This window comes from Mycobacterium sp. PDNC021, assembly GCF_048282635.1.
GTDB lineage: Bacteria > Actinomycetota > Actinomycetes > Mycobacteriales > Mycobacteriaceae > Mycobacterium > Mycobacterium llatzerense.
This window is the reverse complement of sequence record NZ_CP182502.1, coordinates 3,933,987-3,950,394: the sequence shown is the minus strand read 5'-3', so window position 1 is coordinate 3,950,394 and position 16,408 is coordinate 3,933,987. Positions and strand designations below refer to the sequence as shown.

Here is a 16,408-nt window from a genome sequence, read left to right as displayed (position 1 = left end):
ACGGTCGGGTGACATTCCGGACTGTGGCCCGGATCACATCGGGAGGGTTGATGGCGATAGGCAGACCGCGCACGTTCGACCCGGAGCGTGTCCTGGACACCGCGATGCGGTTGTTCTGGGAGCACGGCTATGACGGGGTGTCCATCAGCGATCTCACGGCGGCGACCGGTGTCAACCGCCGCAGCCTCTATGACGAATATGGTTCCAAGGCCGAGCTGTTTCGCGCGGCGGTGCGGCGCTACCAGGCAGGTCCCGGCAGCTACGTTGAACGCGCGCTGGCCCTGCCCACCGCGTGGGATACCGCGTATGCCATGGTGCACGGCGCTGTCGACGGGTCTTCCGGGGCGGCGGGTCCGCGCGGATGCCTGCTGGTGCAGAGCGCCCTGGCCGCAGGCGACGAGGCGGCCGAGTTGCATGCGGAGCTCGCCCAGCTGCGCGAAGACGGAATCGCTGAATTGGCCGAACGTTTCACGGCTGCCCAGCCGATGGGCGAACTGCCCGGGGCGGACCCGCAGCTGGTGGCGCGCTGGATCGTCGCTGTCAGTCAGGGCCTGGCAGTCCAGGCCAACGGCGGCGTCGAGCGCGACGAACTGCACGCGGTGGCCGATCAGGCGCTCCGCGCCTGGCCCGGAGCACCTCAGACCGGCGGAGTACCCGGCGCATCCTCCTGAATACCGGTGTTCACCGGGAGCGGATCCGGGGTACGCCGCGACTGCCGCAGCCGCGCTTCCAGGCGGGTCGCCAGCGCCGACAGCGCGAAGTTGAGGCTGATCATCAGCACCGCGATCACGATCAGCGCGGGGATGTAATTGCTGTACGCCGAACCGATGTTCGTACCCTGGCGGACCATCTCGACGAACGTGATCTGATAGCCGATCGCGGTGTCCTTGAGCACCACCACCATCTGCGACACCAGCACCGGCAGCATCGACGTCACGGCCTGGGGGAGCAGGATCAGCCGCAACGTCTGACTGGGCCGCAGGCCCAGCGCCACGGCGGCCTCACGCTGCCCGCGGGGCAGCGCGTACACGCCGGCCCGCACGATCTCCGCGATGACCGCGCCGTTGTACAGCGTCAGTCCCGTGATCACGCCGGCCAGCGCCAGCTGACGAGACGGGAAGACGTCGTACAGCGCGAACAGGAAATACGCGAACAACATCATGATCAGCACCGGGACGGCCCGGAAGAACTCGACGAAGACCGAGCACACCCACCGCACCGCGCGGGCCTCCGACAATCGCCCCATGCCCAGCGCCAGACCCAGCACGAGCGCCAGCACGATCGACACCACCGCCGCCGTCAACGTGCCGACGGCGCCTGGCAGCACGTACGTCGTCCACAGGTTCGCGGTCAGGAACGGGTGCCACTTCGCTTCGGTCAGTTGGCCTTTGGACTCGAACTGCCACAGCACCCAAGCGGCCATCGCGATGATCACCGCGACTATGAGGGCGGCGAACAGCAGGTTGCGCCGCTGCGCCCGCGGCCCCGGGGCGTCGTAGAGAACGGACGATGTACTCATTACCGCACCACCGCGTATCGCTTACCCAACCAACCGAACAACAGTCCCAACGGCAACGTCAGGACCACGAAACCAGCGGCGAAGATCGAGCCGACCGCCAGCAGCGCCGCGGTGTTCTCGATCATCTCCTTCATCAGCAGCGCCGCCTCGGCCACGCCGATGGCCGACGCGATCGTGGTGTTCTTCACCAAGGCGATCAGCACTGAACCCAGCGGGTTGATCACCGCGCGAAAAGCCTGCGGCAGCAGGATCAACCGCAGGTTCTGCCCGAAGCTCAGCCCCAGCGAGCGGGCGGCCTCGGCCTGTCCCAGCGGCACGGTGTTGATGCCCGAGCGCAATGTCTCGCACACGAATGACGCGGTGTAGACCGTCAACCCGAGGGCCGCGAGCCGAAAGTTGCTGTCCACCACAGCCGTCGGAGAATGCGAATCGACCAGCGTGACCCGCAGGGTGTTCCCGATACCGAACGAACAGAACAGGATGATCAACGTCAGTGGGGTATTGCGGACCACGTTGACGTACGTCGTGCCCAGCCAGCGCAGCACCGGCACCGGCGACAGGCGCATCGCGGCCAGTACCGTGCCCAGGATCAGCGCGCCGGCCGCGGCGAGCAGCGTCAGTTGGATCGTGGTCCAGAACGCCTTCAGGATCTTGCCGCCGTAGGTGCCCCACAGATCGACGCGCTTCGCCCCGCCGGCGCCATAGATGTTGGTGTCCAACGGGGGCGGTGGCGGCGCGGACAGTCCGGCCGGGCCCAGATTGCGGTCGAACGCGGCCTGCCACTCACCGGACTTCTGCATCTTCTCGATGGCGTCGTTGATCTTCTGGCGTAATTCCTTGTCGCCCTTGAGCAATCCGATGCCGTACTTCTCGACCGAGAAGGGCTTGCCGATCAGCTTGAACGCACCAGGGGTCTGGGCGGCGTACCCGGCCAGGATCACCTCGTCGGTGCTGAGCGCATCGATGGCCCCGGTCTTCACGGCCTCCAGGCAGGCCGAGTAGGTGTCGTACTGCTGCAGCTGCACGCCCGGGTACTTGTCCTTGATGCGTTGCGCCGGAGTCGAACCCGACACCGAGCAGAGCTTCTTGTGGTTCTGCAGTGATTCGACGCTGGTGATCTCGTTGTTGTCGGCGCGCACCAGCAGGCTCTGCCCGGTGACCAGGTACGGACCGGCGAACGACACCTTCTGCTTGCGGGCGTCGGTGATGGAGTACGTCGCGGCGATGAAGTCGACCTGGTGGTTCTGGATCAGGTTCTCGCGCTGACCCGACGGGGCTTCTTTCCACTCGATGTCGTCGGGCTTGTAGCCGAGCTGCCCGGCCACGTAGGTCGCGACGTCGATGTCGAAGCCGGCCAAGGTGCCGTCGGGCTTCTTCGCGGCCAGACCGGGCTGGTCGAACTTGGTGCCGATGGTGATCTTCTTGCTGCTGGCGCCGCAGGCACTCAGGGTCAGCAGCGCCAGGATCAGGACGGCGACGGCGGCGAGACGGCGGTATCCACGTGTCACCGAACTCTGCCGTATCGATCGTTCCACGATCAGTGGTCCAGGATCTTGCCCAGGAAGTCCCGGGCACGGTTGGACTTCGGTGCGGTGAAGAACTCGTCGGGCTCGGCGTCCTCGACGATGGTGCCGTCGGCCATGAACACCACCCGGTTCGACGCCCGGCGGGCGAAGCCCATCTCGTGCGTGACCACGATCATGGTCATGCCCTCGGTGGCCAGGGACGTCATCACCGACAGCACTTCGTTGACCATCTCGGGGTCCAGCGCGCTGGTGGGTTCGTCGAACAGCATGACCTTCGGGCCCATGGCCAGAGACCGGGCGATCGCGACGCGCTGCTGCTGCCCACCCGACAACTGCGCCGGGTACTTGTCGGCCTGGTTGGCCACCCCGACGCGCTCCAGCAGTTCCAGCCCCTTCGTCCGGGCCTCGTCCTTCGCCTTGCCGCGGACCTTCATCGGCGCCAGGGTGACGTTGTCGAGAATTGTCTTGTGCGCGAACAGGTTGAACGACTGGAACACCATGCCGACCTCGGACCGCAGCGTCGCGAGCTTGCGGCCCTCTTCGGGCAGTAGGTCTCCGTCGATGTGGATCGTCCCCGAGTCGATCGTCTCGAGTCGGTTGATGGTGCGGCACAAGGTCGACTTGCCCGAACCTGACGGTCCGAGCAGCACGACCACTTGGCCACGAGGGACTTCGAGATTGATGTCCTTCAGCACATGCAGCGCACCGAAGTGTTTGTTGACCCCCTTGACCGAGATCATCGGGGTGGCAGGTGTCGTCTCGCCGGTGACCATGCTCACAGACCCTACCCAGGTAAGCCACGGACCGTGGTCTGTCACAGAAACCCGGAAACCCCTCGGCAAATTTGGTATAAACCGCGCCGCCCGTACGATTGGCAGGTGATTTCGACAGCGACTCCGGACGTGGAAGCTGACGCCACGGAGTCTGCTACGGGTTCCGGCGCGGGGCGCACCTATCAGGTCCGCACCTACGGGTGCCAGATGAACGTCCACGACTCCGAACGGCTCGCCGGCCTGCTGGAAGGCGCCGGCTACCGGCGCGCCGACGACGGCGACGACGCGGACGTCGTGGTCTTCAACACCTGCGCGGTCCGGGAGAACGCCGACAACAAGCTCTACGGCAACATCAGCCACCTGGCGCCGCGCAAGCAGAGCGACCCGAACATGCAGATCGCGGTCGGTGGCTGTCTGGCGCAGAAGGACCGCGACACGGTGCTGAGCAAGGCGCCGTGGGTCGACGTGGTGTTCGGTACGCACAACATCGGCTCACTGCCGGTGCTGCTGGAACGGGCCCGGCACAACCGCGAAGCTCAGGTCGAGATCGTCGAGGCGCTCCAGGAGTTTCCGTCGGCGCTGCCCGCCACGCGCGAATCATCTTATGCGGCATGGGTTTCCATCTCCGTCGGCTGCAACAACACCTGTACGTTCTGCATCGTGCCGTCGCTGCGTGGCAAGGAGGTCGACCGGCGTCCGGGCGACATCCTCGCCGAGGTGCAGTCCCTGGTGGACCAGGGCGTCCTGGAGATCACGCTGCTGGGCCAGAACGTCAACGCCTACGGCGTCTCGTTCGCCACGGATGAGCGCTTGCGCGAAGACCCGGAGGCCTGGGCTGAGCTACTGCGCGAGGGCCCTGCCGGCCCTGACATCGAACGGGACCGCGGCGCGTTCGCCAAACTGCTGCGTGCCTGCGGCGACATCGAGGGCCTGGAGCGGGTCCGGTTCACCTCGCCGCACCCCGCAGAGTTCACCGACGACGTCATCGAGGCCATGGCGGCCACCCCGAACGTCTGCCCGACGTTGCACATGCCGCTGCAGTCGGGCTCGGATCGCATCCTCAAGGCGATGCGCCGCTCGTACCGCGCCGAGAAGTACCTCGGCATCATCGAGCGCGTGCGCGCGGCGATCCCGTATGCGGCCATCACCACCGACATCATCGTCGGATTCCCGGGCGAGACCGAAGAGGATTTCCAGGCCACCCTCGACGTCGTCGAACGCGCCCGCTTCTCCAGCGCCTTCACGTTCCAGTACTCCAAGCGGCCCGGCACGCCGGCCGCCGAGCTGCCCGACCAACTGCCCAAAGAGGTTGTCTCCGAACGTTATATGCGGCTCATCGAGCTGCAGGAGCGCATCTCGTGGGAGGAGAACCTGGCGCAGGTCGGCCGGGAGGTCGAGCTGCTGGTGGCCACCGGCGAAGGCCGCAAAGATTCCGCCACCGAGAGAATGTCAGGCCGAGCCCGCGACGGCCGGCTGGTGCATTTCACCCCGGGCGACGCCGACATCCGGCCCGGCGACATCGTCACCACGACCGTCACCGGTGCCGCGCCGCACCACCTGATCGCCGATGCGCCGATCGCCGGCCACCGCCGCACCCGCGCGGGCGACGCGCATGCCGCCGGCCGCAAACCCACCACCGGCGTCGGGCTGGGCATGCCGCAGATCGGCGCGCCCCCCGCCACGCCCGTAGAGCAGGGATGTTCACGATGAACGACACCAAGCCCAACGGCACCAACGGCGAGTTCGAGGAGTTCAAACAGGACATCGACGCCGCCGAGCAGCGCATCGCCCGCGAGATCGATCCCGGCGGCCGCGCCATGGTCGTGGCGATCTGCGTGTTCGTGATCCTGCTGTCGTTCGTGCTGCCGCACACCGGCGGCGTCAAGGGGCTCGACGTGTTGCTCGGCGATCAGGTCGCCCTCGACGCGAAGATTCTGCTGCCGTCGCGGGTGTTCGTGTGGCTGATCCTGGTGTTCAGCGTCGGTTTCTCGATGCTGGCGCTGCTGACCCGGCGCTGGGGTCTGGCCTGGATCGCGCTGGCCGGTTCCGCCGTGTCGTGCTTCCTCGGCATGCTCGCCATCTGGTCGCGCAACACCGTCGTGCACCCGTACCCGGGACCCGGCTTCGGGCTCTACCTCGCGTGGATCGCCGTCATCCTGCTGACGTTCCACTGGGCCCGCGTGGTGTGGTCACGCACCGCGGTGCAGCTGGCCGCCGAAGCACAGCGCCGCGACGCGACCGCCGAGCAGCAGAAGCGCGGGCTGCTCGACGGCCCGGACAGCCCTGGCGCCTGAGCGCCTACTTCTTGATTGCCGCTGAGGCGGCGTCGGCCCACTCACGCCACTGCGCCGCACTGGCCCGCGCCTTCTCGGCATCCTTGGCCTTACCCGCGGCCTCGGCCTTCTCGGCCTGACGCTCGAACTGCTCGGCCCGCTCGCGGAACTGATCGGCCCGGGCCTGCGCCTCGGGGTCCGTCCATCCGCTCTGCGCGGCGTCGCGGATCTTCTTCTCGACGACCCGCAGCCGGCGCTCCAGCTCGGCGGTGCGGTCGCGCGAGGCCTTGCCGATGGCGTCCCACTTGTCGCCGATGGCCCGGAAGGCCGCACGGGCCGCCTCGACATCGCTGATGTCGATCTTCTCGGCCTCGATCAGCAGCTCGGCCTTGGCGTCGGCGTTCGCGTTGAACTCGGCGTCCTTCTCGGCGTTGATCGCGTTGCGGGCGCTGAAGAACGTGTCCTGGGCGGCCTTGAACCGCTTCCACAGCGCGTCGTCGACGTCCTTGGCGGCGCGGCCCGCGGCCTTCCACTCCGTCAGCAGATCACGGAACGTCGAGGCGGTGTTGCCCCAGTCCGTGGAGTCGGACAGTGCCTCGGCGCGTTCACACAGCGCCTCCTTGGCCTGCCGCACGCCCACCCGCTCGCGATCCAGCTCGGCGAAGTGCGAGCCCCGGCGGCGGTTGAACGCCTCGCGTGCGGCCGAATAGCGCTTCCACAGCGCGTCGTCGACCTTGCGGTCCAGACCGGTGATGGTGCGCCACTCGTCGAGGATCGCCCGCAGCCGATCACCGCTGGCCTTCCATTGCGTGGAGTTGGCGCCGATGTCCTCGGCCTCGGCAGCCAGTGCTTCCTTGCGGGCGGTCTGGGTGGCCCGGAGCTCGTCGCGCTTGGCCCGCTCCTCCTGTGCGCTGGCGCCGGCCTGCTCGACGACGGCGGTCAGCCGGGCGGTCAGGGCGTCGACATCGCCCAGCACCGCGGCGGTCGGGACGGATTCGAGCAGCGTCGCGGCGGCGGCCTTGATCTTGCGGGCGTCGCCGCTACCGGTGCCGAGCCGGTGCTCCAGCAGCGCGACCTCGGTGCTCAGATCGTCGTATCGGCGGCCGAAGTGGACGTACGCGGCTTCGGCGTCGCCGGCCTGCCACGAGGCGATGTTGCGCTCGCCGGCGGCAGTGATCAACCACACCGTGCCGTCGTCGTCGACGCGGCCGAACCGGTGCGGATCGCAGGTGGGCGGCGCGGCGGCGGCAGGCGCCGGGGGATGGTTGGGGCTGGGGCTGGGCCGGGGACCGGGGCGCGGCGGACCGGGCCGAGGAGTCGGTTTGGGGGTGTTGCCGGGTTCGGTGGTGGTCATATTCGTGCTCCTCATGCCCGCGCGCAGGGTGACCTACGCTTCTGCCGCGCGACGCGGCGCCGTCATCTGGTACTCGCACGCTATTCAAACAGGTCGACGCGCCGTCTGCGCAGGCGTTTGCCGGACTCGTTAGCGTGGACGCGTGCGTAGCGCCGGCCTGACACATATCGCGATCGTTCCGTCGGCCCCCGTTTTGGTGCCTGAGCTGGCCTCCGGCGCCGCCGTCGAACTGGCCGGCCTGACGGCCGCGGTGCGGTCTGCCGCGCAGATCCTGCCGTCACGTTGGGTGGCGATCGGCGCCGGTCCGCAGGACGCTCACGTGCCCGCTGACGCGGTCGGTACCTTCGCCGGATACGGCGCCGACGTCCGGGTGACGCTCACGCCCGACGCGACCGGCGAGCTGCGGCCACTGCCGTTGTGCGCGCTGATCGCCGGCTGGCTGCGGGGGAGTGTCAGCCCGGAAGCGTCGGTCGACGTGCGGGTGCTCGCCGACGACCTGGCGCCGGAGGCGGCGCTGAAGCGCGGCCGTGCGCTGCGTGACGAGTTGGACGCCGCGACCGATCCGGTGGGGGTGCTGGTGGTCGCCGATGGCGCGAACACCCTGACCGCCGCGGCACCCGGCGGCTTCGACCCCGATTCGGTTGCGCGCCAAGCGCACTGGGACGACGCACTGGCCACCGGCGACGTGGCCGCGATCGCCGGGCTGTCGGGCGTGCTGGGCCGGGTGGCGTATCAGGCGCTCGCGGGGTTGGCCGGAGCGGACCCGAAGGCGACCGAGCTGTACCGCGGCGCGCCGTACGGCGTCGGCTACTTCGTCGGCACCTGGGTGCCCGCGTGAGGCCCATCGCGGTCGTCGGGCCCACCGGCACCGGCAAGTCGGCCCTGGCGCTGGATCTGGCCGAACAGTTGGGCGGCGAGATCGTGAACGCCGACGCCATGCAGCTCTATCGGGGCATGGACATCGGCACCGCCAAGCTGACGGTGCCCGAGCGGCGCGGCATCGTCCATCACCAACTCGACGTGCTCGAGGTCACCGACATCGCGACCGTCGCGAACTTCCAGGCGGCCGCGGCCGCCGACATCGAGGCCATCGCCGCGCGCGGCGCCGTGCCGGTGATCGTCGGCGGGTCGATGATGTACATCCAGTCGCTGCTCGACGAGTGGTCGTTCCCGGCGACCGACCCGACGGTGCGGGCCCGGTGGGAGGACCGGCTGGCCGAGATCGGTGTCGCGGCCCTGCACGGCGAGTTGGCGCGGGTCGATCCCGACGCCGCCTCGTCGATCCTGAACACCGACGGCCGGCGGATCGTGCGGGCATTGGAGGTCGTCGAAATCACCGGCCGGCCCTTCGCGGCGTCGGCGCCGCAGATCGGCACCCCGCGCTGGGACACCCTCATCGTCGGATTGGATTGGGACACAGAGATTCTCGACGACCGGCTGCAGCGCCGCACCGACCTGATGTTCGCCTCCGGGCTGGTCGACGAGGTGGTGGCCCTACAGGCCCGCGGCCTGCGCGATGGGGTGACGGCGGCCCGGGCCCTCGGCTACGCGCAGGTGCTCACCGCGCTGGACGCCGGCGGCGACGAGGCCGCGATGGCCGAGGCGCAGGAGCGGACGTTCATCGGCACGCGCCGCTACGTCCGCCGGCAGCGGTCCTGGTTCCGCCGCGATCACCGCATCACCTGGCTGGCGGGCGACGCGGACGGGAACGCGGCCGAAGTCGCGCGGATCTGGCGCCACGTACGCTGAGGGTGTGCGGTTTTCCAAAGGGCATGGCACCCAGAACGACTTCGTGGTCCTGCCCGACATAGAGGCACAGCTGCCGATCACTTCCGCCATCGTCGCCGCGCTGTGTGACCGGCGCCGCGGACTGGGGGCCGACGGCCTGCTGCGCGTGACGAAGGCCGGGGCGGCGCAGAACGCCGGTGTGTTCGACCAGCTTCCCGACGGGGTCGCCGCCGACGACTGGTACATGGACTACCGCAACGCCGACGGCTCCATCGCGCAGATGTGCGGCAACGGCGTCCGCGTTTTCGCGCATTACCTGCGGGCGTCCGGGCTCGAGCACCGCAACGAATTCGTCGTCGGCTCGCTGGCCGGGCCGCGGCCGGTGGTGCTGCACGCCGCCGACGCGGTCAACGCCGAGGTCACCGTCGAGATGGGCAAGGCCCGTTCGTTCGGCCACGGCAAGGCGGTCGTCGCCGGACGCACCTTCGACGGCCTGGCCGTCGACGTCGGCAACCCGCACCTGGCCTGCGTCGACCCGTCGCTGAACGTGGCCGGCCTGAACGCGCTGGATGTCGCGGCCCCGGTGTCCTTCGACGCCGAGCAGTTCCCCGAGGGCGTCAACGTCGAGATCCTGACCGCGCCGGTCGAGGGCTTGGTGGCGATGCGGGTGCATGAGCGCGGGGTTGGCGAAACCCGTTCCTGTGGAACCGGAACCGTTGCCGCGACGCTCGCGGCGCTGAACCACACCGGCGCCGACACCGGCAGTCTGCGGGTGGTGATTCCCGGCGGCGACGTCAGCGTGACCATCACCGAGAGCACCAGTTTCCTGCGCGGGCCGTCGGTGTTGTTGGCGCACGGTGAACTGGCCGCCGAGTGGTGGCATGAGAATGAAGGAAATTCAGATGCGGCCCGCTGACTTTGCGGGCACCATCGATAACTACTTATGACTTATCCTTTTGATCCCGACAACACCCCTAGCGTCGGCGAACTGGCGCTCGAAGATCGTGCGGCACTGCGCCGCGTCGCCGGCCTGTCGACCGAACTGGCCGACATCTCCGAAGTCGAATACCGCCAGCTGCGCCTCGAACGCGTGGTGCTGGTCGGCGTGTGGACCGACGGGACGTCGGCCGACGCCGACAACAGCCTGGCCGAGCTGGCCGCCCTCGCCGAGACAGCAGGCTCCGAGGTGCTCGAAGGCCTGATCCAGCGCCGCGACAAACCGGACGCCTCGACCTACATCGGCTCCGGGAAGGCCCTGGAGCTGCGCGAGACCGTGCTCGCCACCGGCGCCGACACCGTCATCTGCGACGGTGAACTGAGCCCCGCCCAGCTGAACTCGCTGGAAAAGGTGGTGAAGGTCAAGGTCATCGACCGCACCGCGCTGATCCTCGATATCTTCGCCCAGCACGCCACCAGCCGCGAGGGCAAGGCTCAGGTGTCGCTGGCCCAGATGGAGTACATGCTGCCGCGGCTGCGTGGTTGGGGTGAGTCGATGTCCCGGCAGGCCGGTGGTCGCGCCGGTGGTGCCGGCGGCGGTGTGGGTACCCGTGGCCCGGGTGAAACCAAGATCGAGACCGACCGGCGACGGATCCGCGAGCGCATGTCGAAGCTGCGCCGCGAGATCAAGGACATGAAGAAGATTCGCGACACCCAGAGGCACAGCCGCCGGGCCAGCGACACTCCGTCGGTCGCGATCGTCGGCTACACCAACGCCGGCAAATCCAGCCTGCTCAACGCGCTCACCGGCGCCGGGGTGCTGGTGCAGAACGCCCTGTTCGCTACCCTCGAACCCACCACGCGCCGTGGCCAGTTGGACGACGGCCGGCCCTTCACCCTGACCGACACCGTCGGGTTCGTGCGGCACCTGCCGACCCAGCTGGTCGAGGCGTTCCGCTCGACGCTGGAGGAGGTCGTCGACGCCGATCTGCTGGTGCACGTCGTCGACGGCGCCGACGCCGATCCGCTGGCGCAGATCAACGCGGTGCGCAAGGTCGTGGGCGAGGTGGTGGCTGAATACGACGTCGCGGCACCGCGAGAGTTGTTGGTGGTCAACAAGATCGACGCCGCCGGCGATCTGGCGCTGGCCCACCTTCGGCGGGCCCTGCCGGATGCGGTGTTCGTCTCGGCCCACACCGGTGACGGTCTGGACCGGTTGCGGCTGCGCATGTGCGAACTGGTCGAGCCAACCGATGCCGCCGTCGACGTGACCATTCCCTACGACCGGGGCGACCTCGTGGCTCGCGTGCACGCCGAAGGCCGCGTCGAGGCCACCGAGCACACCGCCGACGGCACCCGGATCAAAGGCTGGGTGCCGATGGCGCTGGCCGCCAGCCTCGGCGAGTTCGTCACCGTCTGAGTCAGGCGGCAGCCTTCGCCGGCTTCTCGGCCTTCTCGGCCTTCTCGGCGGCCGGCTTCGCGGGCTTGGGCGCCTTGGGGGTCTGGGCCTTGTTGCCCTTCTTCGGCTTCTTGGCCTTGTCGGTCGCAGTGGTCTGACCGTCCTTGGCCGGGCCACCCTTGGTGGTCGAGTCGGTGCCGGGCTTCGGGTCCTGCCTCGGGTCGGTGGTGTCGGTGGTCTTCGGGTCGGTGACCTTGGTGTCCGGGGTCTTGGTGTCGGGCGTCTTGGTGTCGGGTGTCTTGACATCCGGAGTCTTGGTATCGGCGTCCTTGGCGTCGGTGCCCTTCGGATCCGTCGTGTCCGTCGTCGACAGCTTCGGGGTCGTGATGGGCGAGAGCTTGGCGTCAGCGGTCGGGGTGGCGGACACCGCCTTCGGCGTGCTCGACACGTTCCGGGCCGCGACCGTCGCCGGGGCCGGCACGGGCGTCGCGGCGATCGGCAACTGCACCTTGCCGCCGGTGATGTCGCTGACCGCGGCCTTGACGCCCTCGCCCGCCGCGTTGATCAGGTCCACCGTCAGCGTGATCGGGTTGATCAGCGGGATCAACCGGAACGGCGCCGGGACGCCGGGGCTCAGGCTGCGGTCGTAGCCGGTGTCGATGAGTACCCGCAGCACCGGGGCGACCAGGTCGACGATCGGCTTGATGATGAAGCTGGTGTGGGTGAAGCCCCCGAATTCCAGGAACGGCCGGACGATCGGCAGGGTCTTGGTCGGGATGGTGATGTAGGTGGTGTCGCCGTACACGGTCTGGTTCTTCGGGTCGGTGAGGGCCGCGTTCAGCTCGGCGGGCGTGTATTCGAGGTCGGGAATCTCGCCGACGTCGCTGTTGGCGTTCGGCGCCAGGTAGGTGCCGTGGGTGTACCAGAATCCGGCGATGGCGTTGAGGTCGGCGAGCAGGTTGATCGGGTACAGCGGGAAGTCGGAGACGCCGTCGTACTCGAACGCGATGTCGGTGGTCTTGATGCCGGTATTGGTGGGTGCGGGCAGGCCGAACGTCGCATCGAGGATCGGCACCGTGCCGAGGAAGGCCAGCCGCTCGAACAGCCCGCCGTTGGGCCTGTTGGTGTTGCCGATCATGACGAACGACAGCGCGTCCTTCTGGGCCTGGGTCAGGCCGCCCAGGGTGGCCTTCTCGCGGCTGACGATGTTGCCGCCCTGCGAGTAGCCGAAGATGATGACGGGGTTTGCCGGCGTCGCGGTGGGCAACGCGGCGGTCAGGGCGGCGTCCAGGTTGGCGATGCCCTCACCAGTCGATACGTTCCATTTGGCGCCGGACAGGCCACCCCAGCCGGGCAACGGAATCGGCCAGAACTGGGCCGGGTAGTCGATGCCGGTCAGCGTGCAGCTCGGCTGTGTGCACAACGGGTTGAACGGCGCGATGTAGTAGTTGTCCGCGTTCTCTTTGTAGCCCGCCACGATGTTGGCGTTGGGTGTGCCGGTGCCCGGGACGATCAGCGCGGTCGCGGCGAGCGTGAACGCGGCCGTCACCATCGACACCACGCCCAGCAGAACCGTGCTCAGCACCGTCAGCATCACGGCCAGCGCTGCGGGGATGGTGCGTCCGAAAGCGCGCATCCTCGCCCCCTTTCGACGTCGCCGACCCCGATAATCGGCTCCTGTTTCGCATCGTCGCACTGCGACCGGACCGGTACCCGGCGTTTGCCGAAAATTTGTCGGGTGTGTCGATTTTTGCCTGCTCGGTGCCCCGATGGTGGTGGGTGAAATCACACCATCGCGATACCTCTTGCGGGGCAAGGTCTTTCGATCCTGGGATGGCCGAATGGGGTGCGGTGGTCAGCGATCCGCCCTGTTCGGCACTAAGCTTTGACCAACATCAGCTGCGCATCCATGCAGGACACGCCCGCTGATCACGTCGTGGAACGGCTGAGAGCCTTCAGTTCCCTCTGCACCAGCATTTCTCGCGGCGACCGATACTGCCGCCGGCATTGTCGACCTACCGTGCCGGAAAGGCTGTCTTTATCCATGTCTGAAGAACAATCGTCGTCGTTCGCTGAACTCGGCGTCCCCGAGGCGCTCGTCGCCTCCCTCGCCGGCCGCGGCATCGCCGCGCCGTTCCCGATCCAGGTCAGCACCCTGCCCGACACTTTGGCCGGCCGGGACGTCCTCGGCCGCGGCCGTACGGGCAGTGGCAAGACCCTGGCCTTCTCCATTCCGCTGGTGTCCCGGCTGAGCGGCGTCTCGCGGCGTCCGTCGCGTCCCACCGGTCTGGTGCTGGCCCCGACCCGCGAGCTGGCCTCCCAGATCGCCGCGACTGTCGAGCCGCTGGCTAGCGCCTTCGGGCTGAAGGTGACCACCATCTTCGGTGGCGTCTCGCAGAACCGCCAGGTCGACGCGTTGCGCGGCGGCGTGGACATCGTCATCGCGTGCCCGGGCCGCCTCGAAGATCTCATGAAGCAGAAGCTGGTCACCTTGGACGCCGTCCAGGTCACCGTCCTGGACGAGGCCGACCACATGGCCGACCTGGGCTTCCTGCCCGGCGTCACCCGCATTCTGGCGGCGACCCCGTCGGGCGGGCAGCGCATGCTGTTCTCCGCGACCCTGGACAACGGCGTCGACAAGCTGGTGCGTCGCTTCCTGTCCAACCCGATCACCCACTCGGTCGACGAGATCGACGCGCCGCCGCCGGCCATGACCCACCACGTGTTCCACGTCTCGGGTGCCGCAGAGAAGAACGCTCTGGTGCAGCGGCTGGCGTCCGGCACCGGCCGGCGCATCCTGTTCATGCGCACCAAGCACCAGGCCCGCAAGCTGGCCCGGCAGCTCACCGAGGCCGGTGTGCCGTCGGTCGACCTGCACGGCAACCTGTCCCAGCCGGCGCGTGACCGCAACCTCGCAGCGTTCAGCGCCGGAGAGGCGCGGGTGCTCGTCGCCACCGACATCGCGGCCCGCGGCGTGCACGTCGACGAGGTCGAGCTCGTGGTCCACGTCGACCCGCCGGCCGAACACAAGGCCTACCTGCACCGCTCGGGACGTACCGCCCGCGCCGGCAGCGCCGGTGACGTCGTCACCGTCGTCCTGCCGGAGCAGCGCAAGGACGCCCAGCAGCTGCTGCGCAAGGCCGGCATCACGGCCCGGCCGCAGGAAGTCGTGGCCGATTCGGCGCCGGTGCAAGCCCTGGTCGGCGAGATCGCGCCGTACCGCGCGCCGGCACCCAAGGAAGCTCCCGCACCCCGAGGCGGCAACCGCCCGGCCAAGACCGCGACCGCGGGTCAGACGCAGCGTCGCCGCCGCAGCTCGGGCGGTCTGCAGGCCCCCGGGCGCGCCCAGTCGCAGTCAGGTCGTACCCAGTCGGGACGGTCGCAGTCGGGTCGTTCGCAGTCGGGACGGTCGCAGTCCCGATAGCCGTACGACGATCAAGCGGCGAGGTACGAGCCGCGCTGAGGAGTGCGGCCGTTCAGCCTGGCCGTACCCAGCCATACCCGGCGGCGCGCCGGGTATGGTCTCCCTCACAACCAACCGCCCGGTTGGGATAAGTTGTTGTCAAACTTATCCGGTACCGGAGGTCTCGCATGGGTGTCATCAAGTACGACCGCACGTTGTTCGAACCCGAGCACGAACTGTTCCGGGAGTCGTACCGCGCGTTCTTGGACCGGCACGCCGAGCCCTACCGCGAGGAATGGGAGAAGGCCAAGATCGTCGACCGCGAGGTCTGGCGCGAGGCCGGTAAGCAGGGCTTTCTCGGCATGGCAGTGCCGGAGGAGTACGGCGGCGGTGGCAACCCGGACTTCCGCTACAACGTCATCGTCAGCGAGGAAACCGCGGCGGGACGGCACAGCGGTCTGGGTTTCACGCTGCAGAACGACGTCATCGCGCCGTACCTGCTGGAGTTGGCCAACGAGGAGCAGAAGCAGCGCTGGTTGCCCGGATTCTGCACCGGCGAACTGATCTGTGCCATTGCCATGACCGAGCCGGGCACCGGCAGTGACCTGCAGGGCATCAAGACCCGCGCGGTCAAAGACGGCGATCACTACGTGCTCAACGGCTCGAAGACGTTCATCACCAACGGCATTCACGCCGATCTCGTGATCGTGGTGGCCTGCACCGACCCCGACAAGGGTGCGCAGGGCTTCAGCCTGCTGATGGTCGAGCGGGACATGGCGGGTTTCGAACGTGGCCGTCATCTCGACAAGATCGGCCTCGACGCGCAGGACACCGCGGAATTGTCGTTCACCGATGTCAGAGTTCCGGCCGAGAACCTGCTCGGGGTGGAGGGCATGGGATTCGTCTATCTGATGCAGAACCTGCCTCAGGAGCGCATTTCCATCGCGGTGATGGCGGCCGCCGCCATGGAGGCCGTGCTGGAATCGACATTGCAATACGCCAAGGAGCGTAAAGCGTTCGGCAAGCCGATCGGCAGCTTCCAGAACAGTCGATTCGTGTTGGCCGAACTGGCGACCGAGGCCACTGCGGTGCGAATCATGGTCGACGAGTTCATTCGCCTGCATCTCGATCGAAAGCTCACAATCGACCAGGCGGCGATGGCCAAATGGTATTCGACGGAGGCGCAGGTCCGCCTGGTCGACCGGTGTCTGCAGCTGCACGGCGGCTACGGCTATATGCGTGAATATCCCATTGCGCGGGCATTCCTGGACTCGCGGATCCAGACCATCTACGGCGGCACCACCGAGATCATGAAGGAGATCATCGGCCGCGGATTGGGCGTTTAGCGAATTGCCGATGCGAATTTATTCGCATATCGAACCGCGACACACTAGGCAGATAACGCCGGATATCCCGCACGATGGGCATGAACTGAAGCAAAGTTGACAGAATCTCTCGATCACGAGAGTTTGTCTGACGGAATTTGTATCCGGAGTT

The 16,408-nt window shown here is 68.0% G+C and carries 14 protein-coding genes and 1 pseudogene; 9 read left to right on the top strand and 6 right to left on the bottom strand.

Going from position 1 to position 16,408, the window contains the following annotated elements; genetic code table 11:
• Window positions 1-50: 50 nt before the first annotated feature.
• Window positions 51-671, top strand: a complete 621-nt coding sequence (locus ACNO8X_RS18805) for a TetR/AcrR family transcriptional regulator (protein WP_418002222.1) — start codon at window positions 51-53, stop codon at window positions 669-671.
• Here ACNO8X_RS18805 and ACNO8X_RS18800 read toward each other — a convergent pair.
• The 4 genes and pseudogenes from ACNO8X_RS18800 to ACNO8X_RS18785 form a co-directional block, all read right to left on the bottom strand.
• A complete protein-coding gene (locus tag ACNO8X_RS18800) occupies window positions 638-1,519 on the bottom strand; it encodes an amino acid ABC transporter permease (protein WP_418002221.1) in 882 nt (293 codons plus the stop codon). The two genes, ACNO8X_RS18805 and ACNO8X_RS18800, sit on opposite strands and share 34 nt — an antisense overlap.
• On the bottom strand, window positions 1,519-2,193 hold the full coding sequence (locus ACNO8X_RS18795) for an amino acid ABC transporter permease (protein ID WP_231575545.1): 675 nt from the start codon (window positions 2,191-2,193) through the stop codon (window positions 1,519-1,521). Before ACNO8X_RS18795 ends, ACNO8X_RS18800 begins: the two co-directional genes overlap by 1 nt.
• 39 nt (window positions 2,194-2,232) lie before the next feature.
• A pseudogene (locus tag ACNO8X_RS18790) lies at window positions 2,233-2,988 on the bottom strand (glutamate ABC transporter substrate-binding protein); the annotation flags it as partial.
• Window positions 2,989-3,056: 68 nt separating this feature from the next.
• Complete coding sequence (locus tag ACNO8X_RS18785; protein ID WP_260939801.1) at window positions 3,057-3,785, bottom strand: amino acid ABC transporter ATP-binding protein; 729 nt, start codon at window positions 3,783-3,785, stop codon at window positions 3,057-3,059.
• Window positions 3,786-3,947: 162 nt separating this feature from the next.
• On the opposite strand from ACNO8X_RS18785, the gene ACNO8X_RS18780 reads away from it, so the two are divergent.
• Both ACNO8X_RS18780 and ACNO8X_RS18775 read left to right on the top strand, forming a co-directional pair.
• The gene (locus ACNO8X_RS18780) at window positions 3,948-5,528 is read left to right on the top strand and encodes a MiaB/RimO family radical SAM methylthiotransferase (RefSeq protein WP_418005955.1); all 1,581 of its coding nucleotides are present in this window, start codon (window positions 3,948-3,950) and stop codon (window positions 5,526-5,528) included.
• Window positions 5,516-6,112: a hypothetical protein gene (locus tag ACNO8X_RS18775; RefSeq protein WP_418002220.1), complete on the top strand. Its 597-nt coding sequence runs from the start codon at window positions 5,516-5,518 to the stop codon at window positions 6,110-6,112. Before ACNO8X_RS18780 ends, ACNO8X_RS18775 begins: the two co-directional genes overlap by 13 nt.
• Window positions 6,113-6,116: 4 nt before the next feature.
• Here ACNO8X_RS18775 and ACNO8X_RS18770 read toward each other — a convergent pair whose 3' ends face one another.
• Window positions 6,117-7,445 (bottom strand): DUF349 domain-containing protein, encoded by a 1,329-nt coding sequence (locus ACNO8X_RS18770; RefSeq protein WP_418002219.1) that lies wholly within the window; start codon window positions 7,443-7,445, stop codon window positions 6,117-6,119.
• A 142-nt stretch (window positions 7,446-7,587) separates the two neighbouring features.
• Between ACNO8X_RS18770 and ACNO8X_RS18765 the strand changes: the two genes are divergently transcribed.
• The 4 genes from ACNO8X_RS18765 to hflX are packed head-to-tail and all read left to right on the top strand — an operon-like array spanning window position 7,588 to window position 11,529.
• Complete coding sequence (locus tag ACNO8X_RS18765; RefSeq protein ID WP_418002218.1) at window positions 7,588-8,283, top strand: hypothetical protein; 696 nt, start codon at window positions 7,588-7,590, stop codon at window positions 8,281-8,283.
• A complete protein-coding gene (miaA, locus tag ACNO8X_RS18760) occupies window positions 8,280-9,194 on the top strand; it encodes a tRNA (adenosine(37)-N6)-dimethylallyltransferase MiaA (RefSeq protein WP_418002217.1) in 915 nt (304 codons plus the stop codon). Before ACNO8X_RS18765 ends, miaA begins: the two co-directional genes overlap by 4 nt.
• Window positions 9,195-9,198: 4 nt before the next feature.
• A complete protein-coding gene (gene dapF, locus ACNO8X_RS18755; RefSeq protein WP_418002216.1) occupies window positions 9,199-10,089 on the top strand; it encodes a diaminopimelate epimerase in 891 nt (296 codons plus the stop codon).
• 27 nt (window positions 10,090-10,116) lie between these two features.
• Entirely contained in the window at window positions 10,117-11,529 is a 1,413-nt protein-coding gene (gene hflX, locus ACNO8X_RS18750; protein WP_418002215.1) for a GTPase HflX, read from the top strand.
• A gap of 1 nt (window position 11,530) precedes the next feature.
• Here the strand turns inward: hflX and ACNO8X_RS18745 are convergent, their stop codons facing one another.
• On the bottom strand, window positions 11,531-13,144 hold the full coding sequence (locus ACNO8X_RS18745) for a PE-PPE domain-containing protein (protein ID WP_418002214.1): 1,614 nt from the start codon (window positions 13,142-13,144) through the stop codon (window positions 11,531-11,533).
• Between the two features lie 408 nt (window positions 13,145-13,552).
• Between ACNO8X_RS18745 and ACNO8X_RS18740 the strand changes: the two genes are divergently transcribed.
• A complete protein-coding gene (locus tag ACNO8X_RS18740) occupies window positions 13,553-14,932 on the top strand; it encodes a DEAD/DEAH box helicase (RefSeq protein WP_418002213.1) in 1,380 nt (459 codons plus the stop codon).
• A 167-nt stretch (window positions 14,933-15,099) separates the two neighbouring features.
• On the top strand, window positions 15,100-16,257 hold the full coding sequence (locus ACNO8X_RS18735) for an acyl-CoA dehydrogenase family protein (RefSeq protein ID WP_418002212.1): 1,158 nt from the start codon (window positions 15,100-15,102) through the stop codon (window positions 16,255-16,257).
• Window positions 16,258-16,408 lie beyond the last annotated feature (151 nt).

Excerpts from the sequence above, each read along its gene's own strand:
- ACNO8X_RS18770 (WP_418002219.1), bottom strand. The coding sequence starts at position 7,445 with ATGACCACCACCGAACCCGGCAACACCCCCAAACCGACTCCTCGGCCC.
- ACNO8X_RS18800 (WP_418002221.1), bottom strand. The coding sequence starts at position 1,519 with ATGAGTACATCGTCCGTTCTCTACGACGCCCCGGGGCCGCGGGCGCAG.
- ACNO8X_RS18805 (WP_418002222.1), top strand. The coding sequence starts at position 51 with ATGGCGATAGGCAGACCGCGCACGTTCGACCCGGAGCGTGTCCTGGAC.
- ACNO8X_RS18745 (WP_418002214.1), bottom strand. The coding sequence starts at position 13,144 with ATGCGCGCTTTCGGACGCACCATCCCCGCAGCGCTGGCCGTGATGCTG.
- hflX (WP_418002215.1), top strand. The coding sequence starts at position 10,117 with ATGACTTATCCTTTTGATCCCGACAACACCCCTAGCGTCGGCGAACTG.
- ACNO8X_RS18735 (WP_418002212.1), top strand. The coding sequence starts at position 15,100 with ATGGGTGTCATCAAGTACGACCGCACGTTGTTCGAACCCGAGCACGAA.
- ACNO8X_RS18785 (WP_260939801.1), bottom strand. The coding sequence starts at position 3,785 with ATGATCTCGGTCAAGGGGGTCAACAAACACTTCGGTGCGCTGCATGTG.
- ACNO8X_RS18775 (WP_418002220.1), top strand. The coding sequence starts at position 5,516 with ATGTTCACGATGAACGACACCAAGCCCAACGGCACCAACGGCGAGTTC.
- ACNO8X_RS18740 (WP_418002213.1), top strand. The coding sequence starts at position 13,553 with ATGTCTGAAGAACAATCGTCGTCGTTCGCTGAACTCGGCGTCCCCGAG.